The following is a 5827-nucleotide window of genomic DNA, read 5'->3' on the forward strand; positions in this document are numbered from 1 at the left end:
GGTGGTGGTCGCCGGCGAGCAGCCCGGTTGCGCGGCAGCGCCAGTCGTTGAAGTCGCCGGCGACCACCACCGGGTCGTTCGCCGGCAGCTCGCCGACCAGTTCGCACAGCAGCTGCAGTTGCTGTCGCCGCTGGGACTCGTGCAGACCCAGGTGCACGCACACTGCGTGCAGGGATCGCTCGCCGGGCAGGTCTATCTGCGCATGGAGCAGCCCGCGCTCCTCGGTGCCGGCCACGGAGACGTCGCGATTGTCCCAGCGGCTGATCGGCAGGCGCGAGAGCAGGGCATTGCCATGATGGCCCTCGGGATAGACCGCGTTGCGCCCGTAGGCGAATGCCGGCCACATGCTGTCGGCGAGGAACTCGTAATGCGGCGTGGCCGGCCAGTCGGGCTGGCGTTCGGCGTGCAGCTGGTGTTCGCCGTGGACTTCCTGGAGGAACACCAGGTCCGCCGAGGTCGCCCGCACGGCGTCGCGCAGTTCGTGGAGGATGAAACGCCGGTTGAAGGCGGTGAAACCCTTGTGGGTGTTCACCGTCAGCACCCGCAGCAGCGTGCCGGCCTGCGCCTCGGCGAGGCTGCCCAGGCCGCTCTCGGCGCGGGTCATTGCCAGTCTCCTGCCGGTTGGCCGGGCTCCTGGCGGTCCGGCAACTGCACGTCCAGCAACGCCATCAACTGGCTGGCGTCGTAGGGGGCGCGGACCTTCATGTCATTGTCGAAATAGCAATAGATCTCGCGCTGGCGGCGATCTCCGCGGGTGGAGGCATCGAACAGCTCGGCGTCGGCCGGTTGCAGGCCGCGGCGCCAGCGGTCGATGCGTTCACTCCAGTGCTTGAGAGCGGCCTCGCCATAGCCGCTGGCGTACAGCTCCTTTTCGCCGTGCAGGCGCAGGTAGACGAAGTCGCTGGCGGTGAGGTCTTCGCCGTAGGGCCACTTGCGCGGAGCATCGGCGAACACCAGGGCGACGTCGTGGCGGCGCAGCTGCTGGGCGAATTCCGCGCAGGCGAAGCTGGCGTGGCGCACCTCCATGGCATGGCGCAGCGGGTGCCTGCCGACGGAGGCCGGCCACTCCTGCGGGCGCCGCGTGGCAGCGTCCTTGGCCAGCTTCAGGGCGGCGGTGGTGGTGCGTGGCAGCAGGGTCAGGAAGGCCTCCACCACGTCCGGGTCGTACTTCAGCGACGGCGGCACCTGCCACAGCATCGGGCCGAGCTTGTCGCCCAGCTCCAGCGGACCGGAGGCATAGAAGTTGGCGACGGCTTCCTCCACGTCCTTCAAACGCCGGGTGTGGGTGATGTAGCGCGGGCCCTTGACGCTGAAGACGAAGCCGTCGGGCGTATCCTCCGCCCAGCGGCGATAGCGCTCGGGTTTCTGCAAGGCGTAGAACGAGCCGTTCAGCTCGATGCTGTTGAAGGCTCGCGAGGCGTAGCGCAGCTCGTCCTTCTGGCGCAGCCCTTCGGGGTAGAAGTCGCCGCGCCAGGGGGTGTAGCGCCAGCCGGAAATGCCGATGTGCAGCTCCTTCATAGGCCGATCATCCTGTGTCAGTGGCGGTGCGGCGGGCGCACCCTTTCTTCATCACCCAGGCGTGCCTCCTGGCGCTGCGGGTGCAGTTCGACCTTGACCCAGCCGGTCTCGCGCTGGTTGAAGGCCTCGAAGGCGCCGATCGCGTCGTTCATCGGCTTGACCTGGGTGAGGATGGTCGCCGGATCGATGCGCCCGGCCAGCACCAGTTCGATGAGTCTGGGGATGTAGCGGCGGTGGTGGCAGTTGCCCATCTTCAGCGTGAGGTTCTTGTTCATCGCCTCGCCGATGGGGAAGCTGCGCTGGTCCGGACCGTAAACGCCGATGATGCCCAGGCTGCCGGCTTTGGCGAGAGCCGCCACGGCCCATTCCAGGGCCTGGGTCGGCGCGTTGCCCGGCACCCATTCGGCTTTGTGCTCCTGCGCCGGCGCCTCGGTCTCGGCGCCGTGGCTGTGCTCGGCGTCCACGCCCACGGCGTCGATGGCGCGGTCCACGCCTATGCCCTCGGTGAGCCAGAGCAGCGCCTGCACCGGGTCTTCGCGCTCGAAGTCGATCACCTCGGCGCCCTGTTGGCGGGCCATGTGCAGGCGGTCGGGGTGGCGGTCGATGGCGAACACCCGCGCAGCGCCCATCAGCAGCGCGCTGGCGATGGCGAACTGGCCGACCGGCCCGCAACCGAAAACCGCGACGGTGTCGCCGATGCCGACCTCGGCCAGCTCCGCGCCGAACCAGCCGGTGGGGAAGATATCCGAGAGCAGGATCGCCTGGTCGTCGCTGATCTGCGAGGGCAGGCGGATCAGGCCGATGTTGGCGTAGGGGATGCGCGCCTTCTCCGCCTGCAGGCCGTGGAAGGCGCCGGTACTTTCCGGGCCGCCGAAGAACGCGGTGCCGCCGCGCTTGCCGTTGGGGTTGGCACTGTCGCACTGCGCGTAGTAACCGGCGCGGCAGTACGAGCAGTTGCCGCAGGCGATGGTGGAGGGGATCACCACACGGTCGCCCACCTGCAGGTTGCGCACCTCGTCACCCAGTTCCTCGATGATGCCGACGCCTTCGTGGCCGAGAATGGTGCCGGGCTTCATGCCGCCCACCGAACCCCGCACGAAGTGCAGGTCGGTGCCACAGATGGCCGAGGCCGTCAGGCGAACGATGGCATCGTTGGGGTGCTTGAGACTGGGTTCGGGCACATCCTCCAGGCGGATGTCACCAATGTCGTGGAATACGACTGCTTTCATCTTGTCCTCCTCGGCGAGCCCGGTGGCCGGCGGTGCCGGCCCTCGCGCGGACTCATTCGGAAAAATCGCTGGGCCCCTTTGCAGGGCCCCTACAGATTCCGACTGAGGGCGTGCGGGGCCGTTCAGACCGATTCTCCCCGCTCGTCAGTCCTCGCCGCGGCGCAGGGTGAAGAGCACCAGAGAGCGCGCACCCAGGGGGTAGGCGCTGCCGAACTCCCAGTTGCGCTCTTGATCCTGGCCCGGTTCGCGGGTGTCGAGGAGGAACTGCCACTCTCGGCCCTGGGCGGTTTCCGGGAGCACGAAGTCGAGGTCTTCGTGGCCGGCGTTGACCAGCAGCAACAGGGTCGCATCGCCGCCGCTGCGACGGATGCCGGTGGGCTGCGCGCGGCCATCGAGCAACATGCCGAGGCTGCGACGCTGCGGATCGTGCCAGTGATCCTCGGTCATCTCCACGCCCTCGGCGGCGAGCCAGGTGACATCGCGCACACCCAGCTCCTCGTTGTATTCGCCGACCAGGAAGCGTCCGCGCCGCAGGATTGGATAGGCCTGGCGCAGGCGGATCAGCCGGCGGGTGAAGGCCAGCAGCTCGCGGCCTTCGTCGTCGAGGTTCCAGTCCACCCAGCCCAGTTCATTGTCCTGGCAGTAGACGTTGTTGTTGCCCTGCTGGGTGCGGCTGAACTCGTCCCCGGCCAACAGCATGGGAGTGCCCTGGGAGAGCAGCAGCGTGGCCATCAGGTTGCGCATCTGCTGCAGGCGCAGGCGGCGGATTTCCGGATCGTCCGTGGGACCCTCGACGCCGTGGTTCCAGGAGCGGTTGTCGTCGCTGCCGTCGCGGTTGTCCTCGCCGTTGGCCTCGTTGTGCTTGTGGTTGTAGCTGACCACGTCGCGCAGGGTGAAGCCATCGTGGGCGGTGATGAAGTTCACCGAGGCGTAGGGCCTCCGGCCGCGCTGGTCGTAGAGGTCGCCCGAGGCGGTGAGGCGGCGCGCCAGGTCCGGCAACTGACCCTCGTCGCCGCGCCAGAAGCTGCGCACGGTGTCGCGGAAGCGGTCGTTCCACTCCACCCAGCCCGGCGGAAAACCGCCCACCTGGTAGCCCCCGGGGCCGCAGTCCCACGGTTCGGCGATGAGCTTGCGGTGGCTCAGCACGGGGTCCTGGCGGCAGGCGACGAGGAAGCTGTGACGCTCGTCGAAGCCGTCGGCGTAGCGGCCGAGGATGGAGGCGAGGTCGAAGCGGAAGCCGTCCACGCGCATCTCGGTGGCCCAGTAGCGCAGCGAGTCGGTGACCATCTGCAATACGCAGGGGTGGCTCAGGTCCAGGGTGTTGCCGGTGCCGGAATCGTTGACGTAGTAGCGCCGGTTGTCGGCCTGCAGGCGGTAGTAGGAGACGTTGTCGATGCCGCGCATGGAAAGCGTGGGCCCCAGCTCGTTGCCTTCGGCGGTGTGGTTGTAGACCACGTCGAGGATCAGCTCGATACCGGCGGCATGCAGGTGCGCGACCATCTCCTTGAACTCGTTGATGTGGCCGCTGGCGAGGTAGCGCGCCTGCGGCGCGAAGAAGGCGATGGTGTTGTAGCCCCAGTAGTTGGCCATGCCTTTTTCGAGCAGGTGCTTGTCGTCGAGGAAACCGTGCACCGGCAACAGCTCCAGGGTGGTGATACCCAGCTGCCGCAGGTGCTGCAGCAACTCGCTGTTCATCAGCCCGGCGCAGGTGCCGCGCAGGCGCTCAGGCACGTCCGGGTGGCGCATGCTCAGGCCGCGCAGATGCGCCTCGTAGATCACCGTTTCGTCCCAGGGCACGCGCACCGGTTGCTGTTCGCCCCAGGTAAACGCAGGGTCTATGACCTTGCACTTGGGCACGAAGGACGCGCTGTCGCGTTCATCGAAGCTCAGGTCGGCGTCGGGGGAACCGATGGTGTAGCCGAACAGCGATTCGGACCATTTCAGCTCGCCCACCAACTGCCGAGCGTAAGGGTCGATCAGCAGCTTGTTGGGGTTGAAGCGGTGCCCCGCGTCGGGCTCGTAAGGGCCATGAACCCGGTAGCCGTAGATCTGGCCGGGATGGGCGTCAGGCAGGTAGCCGTGCCAGATTTCGTCGCTGTATTCGGGCAGCTCGATGCGTTCGATCTCGCGCTTGCCCTGGGCATCGAACAGGCACAGCTCGACCTTGGTGGCGTGGGCCGAGAACAGTGCGAAGTTGACGCCCAGCCCGTCCCAGGTCGCCCCCAGCGGAAAGGGGCGGCCTTCGGTTACGCGGGAATGTGCACGTCGGGTCATGTCCGGCTCCTGGGTCAGACGGGCTTGGATTCTTTGGGTTTACGCAGCCGCGCGGTGGGCGTGGGCGGCGGCGCGCTCTTGGTGCGCTTGGGCTTGACCGGCTTGGACGGCACCGGCTCGTCAGCCGCCTTGGGCTTGCGCGCGGCCCGCCTGGGCGTCGGTGCCACGGTTTCGCCCTCGGCTTGCGCGGGGATTTCGGGGTCGGCCTTGGGCAGGCGACCCTTGCGGCGCGGCGGCTCCTGCAGCAGGGCGGGTTTCTCCGGCTCCTGCTCGCCCTCGAAGCGCGGCTGTACCGGCTCCTCGGCTTCGCCGTTGTGGTTCGCCGCTTCGGCCTCGGCAAGGCTGAGGGCCATGCGCCAGTGGCGGTCGTGCTGGCCTTCGGGGCGCCCCTCGGACTCCCAGATCTGGTAGGCCAGTTCGCTGACTCTGCGCTCGTCGACCTTCATCGTTCACCTCCTGATATGAGCATGTTCACTGGAACCGCGCGCAGCAGGTCGGCCAGGCGCGGTTCGCCGTCGTGCGGATCCACAGGGCCGGCCAGCCCGCTCCAGCGGACGGCGGCCAGGGAAGAAGGCAGGTGCAGGCGGGTGTCGCCCCAGTCCTCGTGGCGCACCAGCGGCAGCGTTGCGTCGCCACCACCAGCAGGTGCTGCCCAGCGTGGCTGCGCACAAAGGCGAGGACCTGGTTGGCCTGCTCGCCGCGCACTTCCAGGGCGAGGTAGTCCCCTTGCAGGAAGAGCGCCGGCCAGCGCTAGCGCTGGCCGAGGGCGGCGGCCAGCAGGGCCTGCTTGATTCGCCCGCTGCGCC

At 68.1% G+C, this 5827-nt stretch carries 5 protein-coding genes; all 5 read right to left on the reverse strand.

The window, feature by feature from the left end; genetic code table 11:
• The coding region (locus tag ACCC94_RS27265) for an endonuclease/exonuclease/phosphatase family protein (protein WP_413352720.1) at positions 1-604 on the reverse strand (604 nt) is incomplete at its 3' end.
• Positions 601-1518 carry a DUF72 domain-containing protein gene (locus ACCC94_RS27270; RefSeq protein WP_413352721.1) on the reverse strand — a complete coding sequence of 306 codons (918 nt, stop codon included), beginning with the start codon at positions 1516-1518 and terminating at the stop codon, positions 601-603. The genes ACCC94_RS27270 and ACCC94_RS27265, both read right to left, overlap by 4 nt.
• A gap of 17 nt (positions 1519-1535) precedes the next feature.
• The gene (locus ACCC94_RS27275) at positions 1536-2747 is read right to left on the reverse strand and encodes a zinc-dependent alcohol dehydrogenase (RefSeq protein ID WP_413352722.1); all 1212 of its coding nucleotides are present in this window, start codon (positions 2745-2747) and stop codon (positions 1536-1538) included.
• A gap of 144 nt (positions 2748-2891) precedes the next feature.
• Positions 2892-5021 (reverse strand): glycogen debranching protein GlgX, encoded by a 2130-nt coding sequence (glgX, locus tag ACCC94_RS27280; RefSeq protein WP_413352723.1) that lies wholly within the window; start codon positions 5019-5021, stop codon positions 2892-2894.
• Between the two features lie 14 nt (positions 5022-5035).
• The gene (locus ACCC94_RS27285) at positions 5036-5467 is read right to left on the reverse strand and encodes a DUF2934 domain-containing protein (protein WP_413352724.1); all 432 of its coding nucleotides are present in this window, start codon (positions 5465-5467) and stop codon (positions 5036-5038) included.
• Between the last annotated feature and the right edge of the window lie 360 nt (positions 5468-5827).

It is taken from the genome of Pseudomonas sp. Pseusp97, assembly GCF_047304025.1.
Lineage (GTDB): Bacteria > Pseudomonadota > Gammaproteobacteria > Pseudomonadales > Pseudomonadaceae > Pseudomonas.

Excerpts from the sequence above, each read along its gene's own strand:
- ACCC94_RS27285 (WP_413352724.1), bottom strand. The coding sequence starts at position 5,467 with ATGAAGGTCGACGAGCGCAGAGTCAGCGAACTGGCCTACCAGATCTGG.
- ACCC94_RS27270 (WP_413352721.1), bottom strand. The coding sequence starts at position 1,518 with ATGAAGGAGCTGCACATCGGCATTTCCGGCTGGCGCTACACCCCCTGG.
- glgX (WP_413352723.1), bottom strand. The coding sequence starts at position 5,021 with ATGACCCGACGTGCACATTCCCGCGTAACCGAAGGCCGCCCCTTTCCG.
- ACCC94_RS27275 (WP_413352722.1), bottom strand. The coding sequence starts at position 2,747 with ATGAAAGCAGTCGTATTCCACGACATTGGTGACATCCGCCTGGAGGAT.